Here is a 17981-nt window from a genome sequence, read left to right as displayed (position 1 = left end):
ATTTTTATTATTTTAAATGAAAACACAACTAGAAGATATTATTCAACAAGTTTATAAAAAGGAAAAACGAAATCTTTTTACTTTCCTCACAGGCGCAGGAATCTCTTCCGACAGTGGAATCCCAACATATCGGGGAACAGATGGTATTTGGGTGAAAGGAACCCAGTTTCACAAACCGGAAGAGTTTGGAACATTCAAATATTTTAAGGAACATCCTGAAGAAGTTCTGCAATATTCTTTATTCAGAAAAAAGATGTTTGAAGATGTTGAACCCAACCAAAGTCATTTTGAATTGGCTGAAATCGAAAATATTTTGCAAGACAGATTCCATTTATTAACTCAAAACATTGACAATCTACATCGTCGCGCGGGAACTCAAAGAATTTATGAAGTTCATGGAAATAACAGAGAGCTTAAATGTTCAAACGGATGCAAGGAAATTATAAATCTTCCAGAAGAAATCAAAGGCAAAAATATTGACGAAGATCTAACTCAAAGAGATATCGAGCTTTTGACCTGCAAAATTTGTGGACACTGGATGCGTCCTAATATCCTTTGGTTCGATGAATATTATGATGAAAAGGCTCATAAGAAATTCAGTTCTTTAAAGGTTGCCAAAAACAGTGGAGTTCTTTTTATCGTTGGAACTTCTGGGGCAACAAGTCTCCCAATTGCCATTGCTGAAACGGCTTTGAAATATGGAGCTACAATTGTAGATATTAATACCGAAGACAATAACTTCACAGAACTAATTAAGGATAAAAAGAACAAATTGATTATCAGAGAAAAATCAACTGACGTTTTGAAAGTGATTAAAGAGATTATTAAAAAAGTTATAGTCGAATAAATATGTATAAAAACCTATTTTTTTTAATTTCAACAATGACGCTTATAAGCTGTCATAATGAAGATAAATTTGAATTAAATCAAAACATCAATGAATTTGATGATATAATAGAAGCTGTAATAAACAATGATAGTCTAAAGGTTTTTAAAAATAATAAAGAAAATAATGTCGTTATTGAATATTTAGAAAAACAAAAAATTTCGGATTCTAAAGAATATAAAATCGATGGCATAATTCAAGTAACCCCTCCAAATGATCTTTCTATTGGAGATTTATTTAATCTTTGGCAAGTTGATGCAAAAGGGTTTGATAAAAAAGATTCACTTTATTTACTTTCTCAAAATACCAATCCTGATTCATTAAAAATTTCAGGAAAATTACTCTCAAAAATTGAACATTTACCGCATCAACAAACTTTACAAGAGTGGAAAAAAGATAATTATTTAAAATATTTCACCTTTTGTATACCTATTATTTCTAAAGATAAATCAAAAGCCTATGTAGAATCCGGTTACCATTGTGGAGGTTTATGCGGAAGCGGAAGAGCTTATTTCTTAGAAAAAATAAATAAAAAATGGAAGGTTGTAAAGAAATGGGGAACTTGGATAAGTTAAAATAAAAAAGACAGGCTTCAAAAAAACCTGTCTTTAAAAATATCATTTTATTTTAATTAAGCTTGTGGAAGATCCCCTTTCGGAGCATCATTTCCAGAAGTCATATCATCAAAATTCTTCTTCTCTTTTTTCTCAACAACTGTTATAATCTCTTTTTGAACTTCTTCCGGCTTTCCTTTAAGGTATTCCGGTAAATTCAGTCCGGCCATATTAAATAAGTCATTCAAAGGAGGTACAGATTTCATCATTCCTGAAACAAAATTAGAGGTAGAAATCCCACCGTCTTGTCCGTTTCCGCTGTCCCAAACTGTAATTTTATCTATCTTAATATTCTTAACCGCTTCAACCTGAGTTTTAACCAATTCAGGAAGTTTTTCAATTAACAATAACTGGAATGCACTGTTTGTATCACCACCCGCAGCTTGTATTATTTTGTCATAACCTTCTGCCTGTTTTGTCAGGATTTCGTAAAGACCTTTTGCTTCAGCTTCCATTTTAGCGAAGATAGCGTCTGCTTCTCCTTTTGCCTGAACTCTTATTTTCTCGGCTTCTGCTTGAGCATCGATGATCGCTTTATGTTTTGCAATCTCTGCATGAACGACAATATTCGCCTGTTGCGTAGAACGTTCTCTTTCAGCTCTGGCTGTTTCTGCTTTTTGTTCGGCAAGATAAGATTCTTCCAATGATCTTGCAGCCTGGACTTTCTCGGCAGCCGTTGCAATTCTTAATGCTTCTGCTTCTTTTTCTCTTCTTTCTGCATCGGAGTTGGCGATGGTAATTTTTGCTTCGTTTTCCCCTTTTACAGCAATTGAGTTGGCTAATGAAGTCGCAATTCTGGCTTCTTTTGCCGCTTCCGCTTTACCGATGGATTCATCTTTCATTGCAGAAGCAATACTGATCTCTTTATCTTTTTGAGTGATTGCAATTTTTACATCTCTGTGTCTTTGCGTTTCAGCGATCTGAGTATCTTTTTCTCTGTCAGCAATCGCTTTTCCGGTTTCCCCGATCTTCGTTTGTTCAGCAACACTGATGATGGCTTCATTGATCGCTTTTGCAGCAGCTTCTTTTCCTAAAGCTTCTATATATCCAGATTCGTCTCTGATATCCGTAACGTTTACGTTAATTAGTTTTAAACCAATTTTCTTTAATTCAGTATCAACATTTTTAGAAATATTATCTAAAAATTTATCTCTATCAGAGTTGATCTCTTCAATAGTCATCGTTGCGATAACCAAACGAAGCTGCCCGAAAAGGATATCTTTAGAAAGTTCCTGAATCTGCTCCTGAGCCAATCCTAATAATCTTTCCGCTGCATTTCCCATAGAATCCGGTTCTGTAGAGATTGCGATGGTGAATCGACAAGGTACGTCCACACGGATATTCTGTCTGGATAATGCATTGGTAAGGTTGGCTTCAATTGAGATCGGTTTCAGATCTAAATAAGCATAATCCTGAATCACAGGCCATACAAAAGCACCACCTCCGTGAATACATTTTGCAGAGCTGCCTCCTGTTTTACCATAAATAACTAAAATTTTATCTGAAGGACATCTTTTGTACCTTGAAATAAGGGCTAAAAACGTGACGAATAGTACAAATACGATTACTACTATCAGAATAAGTGTTCCGGGTATTGCCATAAATAAAGAATAAGTATGTTATAATAAATTAAATTTTTGCAACAACAAGTGTTTCATCATAAATATAAATCACTCTCACAGAATGACTGGACGGAATATTTTCCTCAGCTTCGGTCATCGCCTGAAGCTCGTGATTTGTTCCGTTTAAAGAAATCTGAATCTTCCCTTTTCCGCCCATTTTGGCAGGGATGGTAAGATAAACCTCTCCTACTTTTCCGATCAGATTTTCAACCTTAAAAGTATTGTCTTCCGTAAGTTTTAATATTTGAAGAATTAAAAAGAAAAATAAAACCACAAAACCGATTCCTATTATCACTGAAATAATAATCAAAAAAGTTTTGCTTTCTATAGAATTATAAAATGCGACACCACCCCAACCAAAACCTAACAGGAAATTGACCAGATTTCTCAATGAAAATAACTGAAAAGGGGTATCGTGGTGAAGATTTCCATCAAAATCAGTACTGAAGTCACCACCATGATGACCGCCGATAAAAGTAAGAACAGTTTGAAATAAAAAGAATAAACTGGCACCTAAGGCGATATACCAAAATCCTTGGTGAAGAGAATCCAGATGTTGAAGAAATTCAAACATAATTTGTGTGTTTTCTCAAATATAATTAAAAAAAGTGAGATTTTAAAATGGAAACACCAAAAAGATTAAGACTAATACCTCTTTATTCACAGGAGCTATTCGTGTATATATCATAATTTTAAAAACATAAATTTTGGTAACTTCGCGGTTTTAAAATAACTATGAAAAACATTTTTACTACCGTAGCAGTAATCGCTGCTTTATATACCAATATCAATGCGCAGACAATCAATTTAGACAACTCTTTTGGAAGCGGAGGAATCGTTTCACTACCGTTATTTGGTGAAGCAGATGATCTACAAATTTCATTAAGTTCAGATAATAAAATTTTCGCGTACGGAAAAGATATTGCTTCATCAGGTTCTATCAATCCTAATAAGATTTATAAACTAAACCTTGACGGAAGTTTAAATACCAATTTTGGCACTGGCGGAATAGTAACTCTTCCAAACTATGTAAGTGATTTTAATATCATTCCACAAGGAAATGACAAAATCCTTATCACCTTTCAAAAAACAACCAACGATCCTTCTTCTGAAACAAGTATTTTAAGATATAATCTTAATGGTATTTTAGATACAGCTTTTGGAAATAATGGAGAATTTAAAGCTCCTTACGACGGAACCAATGGTTTTAGATATAACAACACTGTCGTTCTTTCTGATAATTCTATTATTCTGGCAACGGGAAATAAATTAATAAAATTATCTTCGAATGGATCTATCGATACCTCTTATGGAAACAATGGAATGATTGATAAAATCAACAGTGGAAATATTCAATTATCAAATTCAAACATACTCGATTTTTATGATACTAAAATTGATAAAATCAGTACAACCGGAACTCCTGTTAATACATTTGGAACCAACGGAACTTTCACTTATCCGGATTCAGGAAATTATTTTTCGAAACAATCTTCAGATAATAATATCTCGACGTTAGATTTAGATAACAATACTTTCTACAATATCAATGCTAATGGAAATACTTCAAATATGATTTCATTGACGGATGATAATAACACGCTTGATTACTACAGTAATTTTAATTTTGCAGGAAATAAAGTCTATTTTGTAGGCACAGCATCTACAGACTCTCCATTCATTATAAGCTATGATAACGCGGGGAATATCATTCCTTTAAACTCTCAAAATTCTTATAAAGAAACTTCTTTCACAGCAGGAAATTACACTTCGATTGTAGCAAAAGATAACGCCATTTACGTAGGAGGTGACAAAAAAGATCTTTCAACAAATAAATGGTATTATGTAGTGGCAAAGTACAACGTATCAACACCTACTTTATCAACCAATGAAATTCAACCTGAAAACTTCATTTCGTTTGAAAATCCGGCTAAATCAAATTTAATTTACACTACCAAAGAGAAAATAAGAAAAATTGAAATCTATTCTGCAGATGGCAAATTATTAAAAACAGTAACTGAGAATAATGTCAATATTTCCGATATAATAAAAGGTATTTATATTGTGAAAACTGAGTTTCATAATGGAAAAACTATCACAAAGAAGCTGATCAAAAATTAAATAAAAAAAAGACAGGCCTAAAAAACCTGTCTTTAAAAATATTTCAATTTTATTTTTTTACTCTACGTTAATTACTTTTTCAATTTCCGGAGCGTGTTGTTTAATAGTAGTTTCAACACCCAATTTAAGGGTTGAAAAGTTTAGAGAACAACCGGAACAATTTCCTAAAAGTTTTACATAAACCGAGTTATCTTTCACATCAATAAGCTCAATGTCTCCTCCATCTTTATTCAAAAACGGACGAATACTTTCTAAAGCCTCCATTACTCTTGTTACAGTATCTTCGTGTGCTATCTTTGTTTCCATATTTTTTTCTTCAGTTCAATTCGGTTTTTCAAATGTATTGAAAATAATTATTATTTTGCTTTCGGAGAACATCCAGCCATTGTGGAGATTTTCACCGCTTCAGTTGGAGGAAGGTGTTTGTTTCTTTCAACAAGACTTTCTACCATTTTACGTGCAGTTTCTGTGTAGATTTCTGCAATTTTAGAATTTTCCTGCAAAGCAGCCGGTCTTCCGACATCTCCTGCTTCTCTGATGCTTTGGATCAAAGGAATCTCTCCCAATACAGGAATTCCAAGATCATCGGCCAAATATTGCGCTCCCTGGTTTCCAAAGATATAATATTTATTGTCTGGTAATTCTTCCGGTGTAAAATACGCCATATTTTCGACTAATCCAAGAACCGGAATATTAATACTTTCCATATTAAACATCGCAATCCCTTTTCTAACGTCTGCTAAAGCTACGTGCTGAGGTGTACTTACGATCACCGCACCTGTCACAGGAACTTCCTGAATGATTGATAAGTGAATATCACCCGTTCCCGGAGGAAGATCGATCAATAAAAAGTCTAATTCTCCCCAAGCTGCATCTCTGATCATTTGGTTTAATGCTTTTGAAGCCATTGGGCCTCTCCAAACCACCGCCTGATTTGCTCCTGAGAAATATCCTATTGAAAGCATTTTCACGCCATAATTTTCGATAGGTTTCATTAAGCTTTTTCCGTTAACATCTATAGAAATCGGTTTTTGACCTTCTGTATCAAACATTGTAGGAACAGACGGTCCATAAATATCAGCATCTAAGATTCCGACTTTAAAACCCATTTTTGCTAAAGTAACCGCAAGGTTTGCTGCCACTGTAGACTTACCAACACCTCCTTTTCCGGAAGCTATGGCGATAATATTTTGAATTCCAGGAATTTGTTTTCCTTTGATCTGACTTTGCTGAATTTCGGTAGGTTCGGGAGAAACGATCTTTAATTTTAAATTAATTTCTTCTCCAAACTCACTGGCAAAAGCCTGCTTCATAGCAGCTTCCAATTTCTTTTTTTCGTGCATTGCAGGCGAATGAGCCGTCATGTCGATATAGACATCATTACCCATAACCTGAAAATTAGTCACTAAGTCATCTACTTCTATCTCTTTAAGGAAATCCTGTACCTTTTCTTTCGTCAACATATACATATAAATTGTTTACAAATTTACGGAATTTTTAGCTATTTAGAATAAGTAAACGTAATCATAGATAAATTCTTTTGTGAAACCAAATTTTGTGGTAATTTAGGGCGATTTTAATTTTTACATGATGAAAAAAATATTAATTATTCTTTTAGGAATTATTGCCCATAATTTGTTTTCTCAAAATTATTCGCAATATGTAAATCCTTTTATTGGAACAGGGGGTCACGGACACACATTTCCGGGTGCTATTGTTCCATTCGGAATGGTACAGCTTTCACCCGATACAAGAGTGGACGGAAGCTGGGACGGTTGCAGCGGATATCATTATTCAGACTCTGTAATTTATGGTTTTTCTCACACGCATCTTAATGGAACCGGTGTTTCTGATTACGGAGACATTATGCTGATGCCTACAATGGGAAATCCAAGCTTGGATAACAAGGAATATTCTTCAAAATTTTCGCATAAAAACGAAAAAGCTTCGGCAGGATTTTATTCCGTTAAATTAGATAAAAATAATATTGATGTTCGACTGACAACTACAAAAAGAGTCGGTTATCACGAATATACTTTCAACAATGCAGGAAATGCAAACATTATTTTAGACCTCAACCACAGAGACAAATTGCTTGAAGGTGAGGTTAAAATAATTGACGATAAAACAATCGAAGTTTTCCGTAGAAGTGAAGCTTGGGCAACTAACCAATACATTTATGCAAGAATTGAGTTTTCAAAACCAGTAAAAATTTCAAAAAAATTAGTGAATGGTAAAGATGAAAATAACCTATTCACAGGAACAAAATTGGCATTAGCATTTTCAACCCAAGTTAAAAAAGGAGAAAAAATTAATGTAAAAGTGGCGATTTCTCCTACAGGTTATGAAGGTGCAGGAAAAAATATGTTAGCTGAAGGTAAGTCTAATGATTTTGAAGCCATCAAAAAACAAGCTGCTGCTGATTGGGACAAAGAATTATCTAAAATTGAAGTAAAATCTTCCGATAAAGATAAACTGGCGGTTTTCTACACGGCAATGTACCATGTTTTCACACAACCAAACATTAATATGGATGTTGATGGGAAATACAGAGGCCGTGACAACAAGTTCTACACAGCTAAAGACTTCGGTTATTACTCGGTTTTCTCGCTGTGGGATACTTTCAGGGGAGCGCATCCTTTAATGTCTTTAATTGACAGAAAAAGAACGTCAGATTTCATCAATACTTTCATCAAACAATACGAACAGGGCGGAAAATTGCCGGTTTGGGAACTAGCTTCCAATGAAACGGAATGTATGATCGGTTATCACTCGGTTTCTGTAATTGCAGACGCAATGGCAAAAGGAATTACAGGTTTTGATTATGAAAAAGCATTTCAGGCTTCTAAAAATTCTGCAATGCTGGATATTTTTGGTTTAAATGCTTACAAACAAAATAATTACATCGCTATTGATGACGAACATGAAAGTGTTTCTAAAACTGTAGAATATGCTTACGACGATTGGTGTATTGCTCAGATGGCTAAAATTTTAGGCAAAAAAGAAGATTACCAATATTTCATGAAGCGTTCTCAAAACTGGAAAAATTTGTACAATCCAAAGAACGGATTTATGCAACCTAGAAAAAACGGAAATTGGAACGAACCTTTTGAACCAAGAGAAGTGAATAACAATTATACGGAAGGAAATTCTTGGCATTATTCATATTCTGTTCAGCAAGATATTCCGGGATTGATTGCTGCTCATGGTGGAAAGGAGAAATTTGAACAATTTATTGATGCTATTTTTGCTGCTCCAAACACAACGACAGGCAGAGAACAGGTGGATATCACAGGTTTGATGGGACAATACGCCCAAGGTAACGAACCGAGTCACCACATTGCTTATTTATACAATTATGTTGATAAGCCGGAAAAAACGGATGCAAAAATCAAATATATCCTTGATAATTTTTATAAAAATACGCCGGATGGTTTAATTGGAAATGAGGATTGCGGACAAATGAGTGCATGGTATATTTTGAGTACAATGGGAATTTATTCTGTAACTCCAGGATTGCCGGAATGGCAGACTACCACACCTTATTTTGATGAGGTTAAAATTCATCTGGAAGACGGAACAACAAGAACTATCACAAAAAATACAGGCAGAGCTGAACTTAAAAAACTAGGTTTTGAGAACGCAAAATCATTCAAAGATTATAAATATGATGAACTGACAGCCACGCCGGTCATTAAAGCAGACAGAATTTTCGATTTTTCTACAAAAGTTGAGATCACAGCTTTAAATCCAAATGACAAATTGTATTTTATGACCATGGATGAAGGTGATGCCAATGTAAGAAAGACTTTTAAAGCTTACAAAGAACCATTTAGCATTAGTAAAACCACTCAAGTTTCGGCTTACGCTGAAAGAAATGGTGAAAAAAGTTCAATTGTAACTGCCAATTTCAACAGAAGACCAAATAATTGGGACATCACAGTGAATTCTAAACCTACTCCACAATATACAGCAAGCGGAAAATTGTCTTTAATTGACGGAATCAACGGTGATACAAACTGGAGAAAAGGTGAATGGCTGGGTTATCAAGGTCAGACTTTTGAAGCAATTATTGATATGAAATCACCTCAACAGATCACAAAATTGTCTTCAACTTATCTTCAGGACAGCAAAGCATGGATCTTGATGCCTAAAAAAGTAGAATATTATGCTTCTATGAATGGGAAAGATTTCATTCTTCTAAAAACAGTTGATAATACGGTTGATCAGAAAGATGAAACCATTCAGGTAAAAGATTTCGGGACAGATATCCTTCCAACCGAAGCCCGTTATGTAAAGGTAAAAGCTTATTATTTCGGAATTCTTCCGGAATGGCATCAGGGAGCTGGCGGACAGGCTTATATCTTTGTTGATGAGATTTCTGTGAAATAGTTTACAATTAATTTTAAAAATAAAAACCTTCGAAAATTTTCGAAGGTTTTTATTTTTTCACTAAAATATCTCAAATCTTGGAACCGAAATAATTCGAATATTTTTTAAATTCCGAAAGGATATTTTCAACTTTCTGAATTCTTTCTTCCAGATTTCCGGAAAGAAGGATATACGGTATATTTCTTTCCTTAAGATCAGCAATAATTTGTTTTTGAAAAATTTCTCTTTTTTGATCTCCGCTTCTATCCCAGGTATCATCATACGGAATATCGATATCACAAAGAAAGAAGAGATCATATCTTTTGTAATTTTGATCTGCTGTTTTCATTAGAAATTCGGGGGCTTTTCCATGATAATCCATTGCAAACATATAGGTCGTGATCGCATTCGTATCAACGAAGAAATATTCATTAGCATTTAAAATATTTCTGTCCTCAATTTCGATATGTCCTTTTGCAATCACATCAAAAGCTTCAAAACCAATTCTTCTGTTTACATGATGCTTGGTCCAATATTCTCTCCCATATTCAGGTGCAAAAGCTGTGTTAAGTTTCTTAGCCAAAGCTTCCGTAAGAGTAGATTTTCCTGAAGACATTGCGCCTAGAAAGACAACTTTCGTTATTAAATCTTTGTAAACAATATCACTTACAAACTCTTTATTAGCAAATGAATTCTCTCTTATTTTTGTTGCAGAAATGGGCACAATATCCCTTGCCTCGTCGATTCTTCTGTCAACTGCATTTAAAGCCTTACTTACATGATCCCCGTAAAACTCACTTGAATAAAAATGGGTGATTTCCTTCCCGTTAAGCATCTTTAAAATGTATTCTTCCTGAATAATTTCAAACCATCTTTCGCTGGAATATCCATCCGGACCATCCCAACATTCTATGACCTCAACTTGTGGATAAAGATCTTTTATCCATTTTGCTCGAATATGCAAAGGAACTTCAGTCACGTCTGTATCATAAATAAGAACTACCAATTCATCAACCTCACTCAAAGCCGTATCAAATACAAATTGATGACCTTTATGAAATGGCGCATATTTTCCTAAAGTAAGCCCTGTTTTCTTCATTGTTTTAATTCTTTACTTCCTTTGTTCCAATTATAATATCCATACACAGCATTGATCAAAAAAGCCGACCACATCGCAATCATCATTATTCCGCTTTCGCTTCCATCTGCAGTTCTTATAATCCAGATAATGACGGTAACAATATTTAAAATAATGTATAAAAGCCATTGTTCCTTATAACGGAAAATCATTAAAATGGTAGCAACAATTGAAATAACTGTAGACATCCCATCCAAATAAGGACTATTTTGATTATTGATTATTGATAAAAAATATCCAAGAACAAAACATCCGATAACGGTACCCGAAAACACAAATAAAACAGACTTTACATTGAGCGTTTTCATTTGCACAATATCATTTGTTGTATGATTTTTCCACATAAAATATCCTACAATATTCATTGGCAAAAAGAATAATATGTACAATCCCAACTCTCCAAATAAACCATTCATGTAAGCAACATAAGCATATGCAATGGTATTTACTGTTCCTATTATATAATTCCAGATACTGCCTTTAGCAGCCAGAACTACACACAAAACACCAGAAACAAGAACTAAGAAATTAAGCCAATTATCCTTGTTTAAAATCGCAATTCCAACTCCTAATAATGAAAATGATAAAAGCCAAATAATCTCAAATGGCTTCCATGATTTTAAAATGTTATTCATCATTTTTCTTTGTTAATTTATTCTTTCCGACCAATTCAATTCTTTCGGAAGTTCTCTATCAGAAAATTCGATGTGAATAACTCTCCTTTTCTTACCATTTGTTGTACGATTGGAACCGTGAAGCGTTAAAGGTTTCATGATCATAATTCCACCTTTTTCTACATTGCAAATTTCTTCGGTTTCTACATTCCAATCAATTGTTTCCGGTCTATAAATTCCTTTTGCGTGAGATTTTGGAACAACTTTTAAAGCTCCGTTATTTTCATCGGTATCATCTAAATGAATCCTAATTGTAAAAATATTTTCAAGAATATCCAAAGGAGGCTGAACTGCAAACTGATTCTGTTTTGTCGTCCAAGGTCCGAAATTTTCCAAATCAACTTTTTTATCAACAGAAATTGTTAAGTCCTGATGATAGGCAACATACCAATTTGATTTTTCAGGTTTATCGAAATAAATACTTTTTACAGCAAAATATTTTTCACCGAAGATTTCTTTGATGATCGTTTTTATACTTTCATTAAAAATCAAATCTTTAGCCTCAGGAATTTCCTTTAAAAATTGTCTTATTGCAAAAAGATCTTCTGATTTTCTGAAAGTCTCTTTTGAGGTATCTATATTTTCAAGAATGTGAATTATCTTATTAATTTCTTTATCAGAAAAAATATTATTTATTACTGTAAAACCATTTTCTGTAATTAAATTTTTATGATTTTGTAAATTCATTAAATGTAAGTTTTATTGCACACGCCTGTCATTCTTAAAGAAGCAAGCGTATTGAAGAATTTATTTAAACGCAAAGATCGCAAAGATTTTTTGTAAAATGATCGAGAATATTTTTTTGTTCGCAAAGGCGTTTCACTCAGCAAAGGTTGAATCTTTTTTGTCATTGCGAACAGACTGAAGGTCTGCGAAAGTATTTCAAAAGCGACGAAGCAATCTTTTTGTTATTACTAAATTTTTATGAGATTGCTTCACCTTCGGTTCGTAATGACCAATTTTGAAAGAAGGACAACTACCCTAGCCCCGATTGCAGCATTTGTTTGAGCTCATTTTTTTGATTTCGGTTTCGGCGAGCCTTTGGCTCGCCGAAACCGAAATCAAAAAAATAGCGAGTGCGGAAAGCGGGAAACAGCTTCAAATAATAGAATAAATATTGGCTGTTCGACGTAGTCAAATTGCTCCTAAAAAAATAAATGGTCAATAATGAAGCTATAAAAAATTCACTATTGACCATTCACTTAGCATAAGCTAAATTGACATTTTACATATCACCACCGTGATTCTCCAACTGCCCTTCCCATTTGGAAACCGCAGAAGTCGCCAAAGCATTTCCTAAAACGTTGGTCATACTCCTTCCCATATCACAGAAATGGTCGATCGGCAATATTAAAGCAATACCTTCCGGCGGAATTCCAAACATTGAACACGTTGCTACGATGATCACCAAAGACGCTCTCGGAACACCTGCAATACCTTTTGAAGTCAACATTAATACCAAAAGCATTGTAATTTGCTGTCCGATTGTCATTTCAATTCCGTAGATCTGAGCGATGAAGATTGACGCAAACGTCATGTACATCATACTTCCATCAAGATTGAATGAATATCCTAATGGTAAAATGAAAGATACTACTCTATTATTACACCCGAATCTTTCCAATTCTTCAACCAATTTCGGGAAAACAGCTTCCGAACTTGTTGTTGAAAAGGCGATTAATAAAGGCGCTTTTATTCTTTTTAATAATTCGAAAAGACGGTTTCCTAGGATCAGATATCCAACCAATAATAAAACCAGCCAAAGAACAGCTAATGCAAAGAAAAAATCTCTTAAATAAATGGCGTAAACTTTAAAAATTTCAAAACCATTGGTTGCGACGACAGCTGCGATAGCTCCTAAAACTCCAAACGGGGCAAACCACATGATGTAGCCGACCATTTTTAGGATTCCGTGAGCTACAATGTCGAATAATTTAATAACGGGTTGAGAATATTCCTCACCCATATTTGCCAAAGCAACCCCGAACATAATAGAGAATACTACAATCTGTAATACCTCATTGGTTGCAAAAGCTTCAAATATACTTTTAGGAATTACGTGTTTTACAAAATCTTCCATCGAAAAACCTTTACTGCTTTTCAATAATTCTTCTGCAGATGCTGCATCCTGAATAGGAAGTTTGGTTACATGTCCCGGTTCAAGCCAGTTTACCAATATCAAACCAATAAAAAGAGAGATCAGGGAAGCAGAAATAAACCATAACATTGCTTTAGTTCCTACTCTTCCGATCATCTTAATGTCACTCATTTTAGCAATTCCTACAACCAAAGTCGTAAAAACCAAAGGAGCAATAATCATTTGTACCAATCTGATGAAAACTGTACCGAGAAGTTTTATGTTTTTAGAAAAAGGTTCTGCGCTTTCCGGATACTGCAAATGCACAAATCCACCAATACCCACACCAATAATAAGCGCAACGATAATTGCTATAAAAAGTTTATTTTGTCCTTTCATATAATAGTTCAAGTTTCGCAAATATAATAGTTTTTAAGTTGGCATAGGATTTTATTAAGGCTGTAATAATTTTATGTTAAATTAATAATACATTAAAATTAATCGCCTGATTTATAAAATATTGTAAAAAAAGTCAGAAATATTTATTTAATTTTTATCTGTTTGGTATAAATTTTATTATTACATTTGATTGTATTAACAACATTAATAAATATACAACTATGAAAAAAACTATCGCAATGGCTGCACTGGCTATGGCAGTATCTTTCGGAGCTATTTCTTGTAAGAAGAAAGTTTCTGATGCGGACCTTCAGACTCAAGCAACAACAATCGTAACATCTAATCCGAACGCTTCTGTTGAAGTAAAAGAGGGTGTTGCTCACTTAAGCGGAACTTTCGCAGATCAGGCTTCTAAAGATGCAATGATCGCTCAATTAAAAGCTGTAAAAGGTGTAAAAGAAGTAATGGATATGTCTACTATTGCAGCTCCAATGCCTGCTACTCCTGCAGTTGAAACTACTTCAGCGGTAGATCCTGCTGCTCAGAAAAAAGTTCAGGACGCTGTTAAAGATTTCCCATCTGTAAAAGTTGAAGTTGTAAACGGTGAATTAACGCTTACAGGAAACGTTTCTTCTCTACAGGCTAGAAAAATCAAAGAATCTGTAGATGCTTTGAAAGTTGGAAAAGTAAATTATAACTATACAGTAAAATAATTAGAAATGAGCACATTACAAGATAAATATTCAAGTGTAGTTTCTGCAGCTCAGTCAGCAGGAATTTCAGGTCTTCAGGTTCAGGAGCAAGATGGAATCCTTTATGTTTCAGGAAGCGCTTCAAACACAGCTGCAAAAGATGCTGTTTGGAATGCTTTAGGAGCAATTGATTCTACTTATTCTGCATCAGATATCAACATCGATGTACAGGTTTCAGGTCTTGCTGCCGGTGCATCTCTTACTGTTGCTACAGAAGATTCTAACCTAAACATCAGACAAGAGCCTTCTACGGAAGCTGCTGTTGTTGGTAAAGCTGCAAAAGGTTCTAACGTAACGTTGATCGAGCAGACTTCTGACGATTGGTGGAAAGTGAAAAATGATGATGGACAGGAAGGTTACGCTTATTCAAGATATTTGAAAGCTTAAAAATTAAGTTTAACTCTATTTAACTTATAAACATCCCTTTGCGGGGATGTTTTTTTTTATTTTTGTGCCTTAAACAACATGAATGAAAAAAATTATTGCGGTATTATTTATCTTAACCATTAATATTGTATTTGTAAACGCACAAAAATTTAGTATCGACGGAAAAGTTTCAAATTTTGAAAAGAAACCTGTAGAAAATGCCACCGTCTATCTTCTCAAACAAAAAGATTCTTCTATTATCAATTACACGGCAACGAATAAAGAAGGCAAGTTTTCCTTAAAAACAGATGAAATCAGTGAGCCTTCAATATTAAAAATTGATGCTGATAAATTAATTTCTTACACTAAAAACCTTGAAAAGCTAGACAAATCTCTGACTTTGGGAGATATTGAACTCGATAAAAATTCAATCAAAAATATTGAAGAGGTAAAAATTACCGTTTCTCCAGTAAAAATCAAAAAAGATACGATTGAGTTTAATGCTTCAGCGATAAAAGTTCGTCCAGACAGTAAAATCGAAGAACTTTTAAAACAAATTCCGGGCGTTGAAATTGATAATGACAGTAAAATAACCGTCAACGGTAAAGAAGTAGATCAAATCATGATCAACGGAAAACCTTTCTTTGATAAAGACGGAAAAATTGCCCTGCAAAACCTTCCTGCGGATATCATTAAAAATATTCAGTTTACGACAACAAAAACAAAAGAAGAAGAACTGACCGGAAAAACTGCAAAATCAAACAACGCAACCATTAATTTTAATATTGACGAAAAGAAAAATAAAGGACTAATTTCCAGGCTTACCCTCGGATACGGATCCGATAAACGATATGAAGGAAGCGGACTTTTAAGTTATTTTAAAAATGATACCAAAATAAGTATTCTGTCATCATCAAACAATATCAACTCGAAAGGATTTTCTAATGATGAGGTTTTCGACAGCATGGGTCATGGACGAAATTCTTGGTTGATGCAGGGCGGAAGCGTTAGAACCGTAGGAAGCACGACCTATTATACGGATGGCGGCGGTAATAATAAAGGAATTCAAAAATCAACGACAATAGGATTAAATTACAGCGATAAATTTGGAAAAGGTGCAGAGCTTGAAAGCGTAAGTCTGATGCACTACAACAGCAACCTGGAGACAAGATCCAAAGTTTCGAGAACAACTTTACTTCCTGATTATGCTTTAAAAACCAACTCAGAAAGCAATGGTGAAAATGAATCTAAACAATATAATTTTGATACTTCCGCAAAAATAGATCTGGATTCTCTGACGAATATTTATATTTCACCAACATTTTCAAGATCCGAAGGTTTCAGTTTTAATAATTTAAAATCAAACACTTTTAGAGATAATACTCTGCTTAATGAGAGTGATTCTTATACAAGCACAAAGTCTGAGAGCAATACTTTTAGTCCTAACATTTATTTTTCGAAAAAATTTAAAAAGAAGGAAAGAGTTGTTTATGCAAACATCGATACTAATATTTCTGAATCAAAAAATGATAATCTGAACAGGTCACAAACCCTTTTTTACCAAAGTACAGGAGCCAACGATATCAGAAATCAGCTTGCAAAAAATAAAAACCAGAGCAGTGATTACCGTTTCAGTGCAGGATATACAGAACCCATTTCTGATTCGGCAACGGTAACTCTTAATATGAGCTATAGTTCAAAGCTAAACCGCGACATCAGAAACGTTAATGATTTTAATGAAAATACAGGGCAATATTCAGATTACAACATCCTTTTATCCAATAATATGAATCAAAAGGTTAATCAGATTACTCCTGAGTTATCATTTGCGCTTAATAAAACTAAGATCAATATGTGGGGTTCTTTTAATCTTGATATTTCAGATATGAAAGTAAATTCTGTTTTTAATGGAGAACAATATGACCTTCAGAAAAACTTTGTACTTCCCAATTATAATGTTGGTGTTAATTATGAATTTTCACCCAATAAAAGATTAAGTATTTACAATTCTGCGGATTACACGATTCCCACTGCAGAGCAACTGACTCCTTATCAGGATTTTTCTAATCCGTTAGTAGTTTTTCAGGGAAATCCCGAACTGAAAAATACGTGGGCAAACAGAACCTATCTTTATTTCAATAATTCTAATCTGATAAAAAATATCAGTTATTATATGAATATCGGTTTCACTTACAGTAATAATGACATCATTAATTATTCTTATTATGATAAGTCAGGAAAGCAGTTTGTGACCTACTCCAATGTAAGTGGAAATAAAAATTTCAACCTCGGAGGAAGTTTCACAAAAACCTTTAAATGGAAAGAAAATAAGCTGACCATTAACCCAAGATTTAATATAAATTATAGCTATAGCAGTGGGTTTATTGACAGTCAAAACTTCACAAGCAATAACTATAACATTAATCCCGGATTTAATCTTACCTACGAAATCAAAGATAAACTTACTATAAAACCATCATACAGAATAGGTTACAATACTTCCAATTACACCAATTACAGTATTGATAAGGTACAGACAACCCATCAAACCCTAAAACTTGAACTCACCAACTATATTTTTAAAAGCAACCTTGTTATTGGAAATGATTTTGAATACAACACCAACTCAAATATAGCTCCCGGATTCAAAAGAGATTTCTATTTCTGGAATACAAGTTTGGGATATGCTTTCTTCGACAAACAACTTACTGCCAAAATCAAGGTTTATGATGTTTTAAATCAAAATCAAAGCGTGAAAAGAACTATTTCAAGTGCTTATTTTGAAGATCGTGAAGATTTGATCTTAAAACGATACATTATGTTTTCATTAAGTATGAAACTCAACAAGTTTGCCGGAAAGAAAATGAAAAGTAAATAAATGATTAATAGTAAATGGTTGGAAGTTTTTCCAGCCATTTCTTTTTTAAGTTCGGTTAAAAATATTTTATGATTAAATTAGCA

Annotated in this window: 15 protein-coding genes; 7 read left to right on the top strand and 8 right to left on the bottom strand. The window is 33.8% G+C overall.

Going from position 1 to position 17981, the window contains the following annotated elements; translation table 11 throughout:
• The first annotated feature begins 16 nt into the window (after window positions 1-16).
• Window positions 17-847, top strand: a complete 831-nt coding sequence (locus tag SB689_RS11835) for an SIR2 family NAD-dependent protein deacylase (protein WP_410692348.1) — start codon at window positions 17-19, stop codon at window positions 845-847.
• A gap of 2 nt (window positions 848-849) precedes the next feature.
• Window positions 850-1461, top strand: coding sequence for a hypothetical protein (locus SB689_RS11830; protein WP_410692347.1), 612 nt, complete (start codon window positions 850-852; stop codon window positions 1459-1461).
• 56 nt (window positions 1462-1517) lie between these two features.
• Here the strand turns inward: SB689_RS11830 and SB689_RS11825 are convergent, their stop codons facing one another.
• The gene (locus SB689_RS11825; RefSeq protein WP_410692346.1) at window positions 1518-3101 is read right to left on the bottom strand and encodes a flotillin family protein; all 1584 of its coding nucleotides are present in this window, start codon (window positions 3099-3101) and stop codon (window positions 1518-1520) included.
• A 28-nt stretch (window positions 3102-3129) separates the two neighbouring features.
• Window positions 3130-3696, bottom strand: coding sequence for a serine protease (locus SB689_RS11820; protein WP_410692345.1), 567 nt, complete (start codon window positions 3694-3696; stop codon window positions 3130-3132).
• A 161-nt stretch (window positions 3697-3857) separates the two neighbouring features.
• Here SB689_RS11820 and SB689_RS11815 point away from each other — a divergent pair, with 161 nt between their 5' ends.
• A complete protein-coding gene (locus tag SB689_RS11815) occupies window positions 3858-5243 on the top strand; it encodes a T9SS type A sorting domain-containing protein (RefSeq protein WP_410692344.1) in 1386 nt (461 codons plus the stop codon).
• A gap of 57 nt (window positions 5244-5300) precedes the next feature.
• On the opposite strand, the gene SB689_RS11810 is transcribed toward SB689_RS11815, so the two are convergent.
• Together SB689_RS11810 and SB689_RS11805 are read right to left on the bottom strand one after the other, a co-directional pair.
• Complete coding sequence (locus tag SB689_RS11810) at window positions 5301-5549, bottom strand: NifU family protein (RefSeq protein ID WP_066755730.1); 249 nt, start codon at window positions 5547-5549, stop codon at window positions 5301-5303.
• Between the two features lie 50 nt (window positions 5550-5599).
• Window positions 5600-6706, bottom strand: coding sequence for an Mrp/NBP35 family ATP-binding protein (locus tag SB689_RS11805; protein WP_410692343.1), 1107 nt, complete (start codon window positions 6704-6706; stop codon window positions 5600-5602).
• A 127-nt stretch (window positions 6707-6833) separates the two neighbouring features.
• Between SB689_RS11805 and SB689_RS11800 the strand changes: the two genes are divergently transcribed.
• The gene (locus SB689_RS11800) at window positions 6834-9635 is read left to right on the top strand and encodes a GH92 family glycosyl hydrolase (protein WP_410692342.1); all 2802 of its coding nucleotides are present in this window, start codon (window positions 6834-6836) and stop codon (window positions 9633-9635) included.
• Window positions 9636-9705: 70 nt separating this feature from the next.
• Here SB689_RS11800 and SB689_RS11795 read toward each other — a convergent pair whose 3' ends face one another.
• The 4 genes from SB689_RS11795 to SB689_RS11780 all read right to left on the bottom strand — a co-directional run bounded on the left by SB689_RS11795 (window position 9706) and on the right by SB689_RS11780 (window position 13902).
• Window positions 9706-10713 (bottom strand): AAA family ATPase, encoded by a 1008-nt coding sequence (locus SB689_RS11795; RefSeq protein ID WP_410692341.1) that lies wholly within the window; start codon window positions 10711-10713, stop codon window positions 9706-9708.
• Complete coding sequence (pnuC, locus tag SB689_RS11790) at window positions 10710-11390, bottom strand: nicotinamide riboside transporter PnuC (RefSeq protein ID WP_410692340.1); 681 nt, start codon at window positions 11388-11390, stop codon at window positions 10710-10712. Before pnuC ends, SB689_RS11795 begins: the two co-directional genes overlap by 4 nt.
• Window positions 11391-11399: 9 nt before the next feature.
• On the bottom strand, window positions 11400-12113 hold the full coding sequence (locus tag SB689_RS11785) for a phytanoyl-CoA dioxygenase family protein (protein WP_410692339.1): 714 nt from the start codon (window positions 12111-12113) through the stop codon (window positions 11400-11402).
• A 538-nt stretch (window positions 12114-12651) separates the two neighbouring features.
• The gene (locus SB689_RS11780; RefSeq protein WP_410692338.1) at window positions 12652-13902 is read right to left on the bottom strand and encodes a dicarboxylate/amino acid:cation symporter; all 1251 of its coding nucleotides are present in this window, start codon (window positions 13900-13902) and stop codon (window positions 12652-12654) included.
• A 221-nt stretch (window positions 13903-14123) separates the two neighbouring features.
• Between SB689_RS11780 and SB689_RS11775 the strand changes: the two genes are divergently transcribed.
• The 3 genes from SB689_RS11775 to SB689_RS11765 all read left to right on the top strand — a co-directional run bounded on the left by SB689_RS11775 (window position 14124) and on the right by SB689_RS11765 (window position 17898).
• The gene (locus SB689_RS11775; RefSeq protein ID WP_123980119.1) at window positions 14124-14615 is read left to right on the top strand and encodes a BON domain-containing protein; all 492 of its coding nucleotides are present in this window, start codon (window positions 14124-14126) and stop codon (window positions 14613-14615) included.
• 6 nt (window positions 14616-14621) lie between these two features.
• A complete protein-coding gene (locus tag SB689_RS11770) occupies window positions 14622-15041 on the top strand; it encodes an SH3 domain-containing protein (RefSeq protein WP_410692337.1) in 420 nt (139 codons plus the stop codon).
• A gap of 82 nt (window positions 15042-15123) precedes the next feature.
• Window positions 15124-17898 (top strand): outer membrane beta-barrel protein, encoded by a 2775-nt coding sequence (locus SB689_RS11765; RefSeq protein ID WP_410692336.1) that lies wholly within the window; start codon window positions 15124-15126, stop codon window positions 17896-17898.
• Window positions 17899-17981: the final 83 nt, after the last annotated feature.

The organism is Chryseobacterium sp. SIMBA_038 (genome assembly GCF_046535115.1).
Taxonomy (GTDB): domain Bacteria; phylum Bacteroidota; class Bacteroidia; order Flavobacteriales; family Weeksellaceae; genus Chryseobacterium.
Note: the sequence above shows the minus strand (reverse complement) of the source record. Positions and strands in the feature narration are given on the sequence as shown.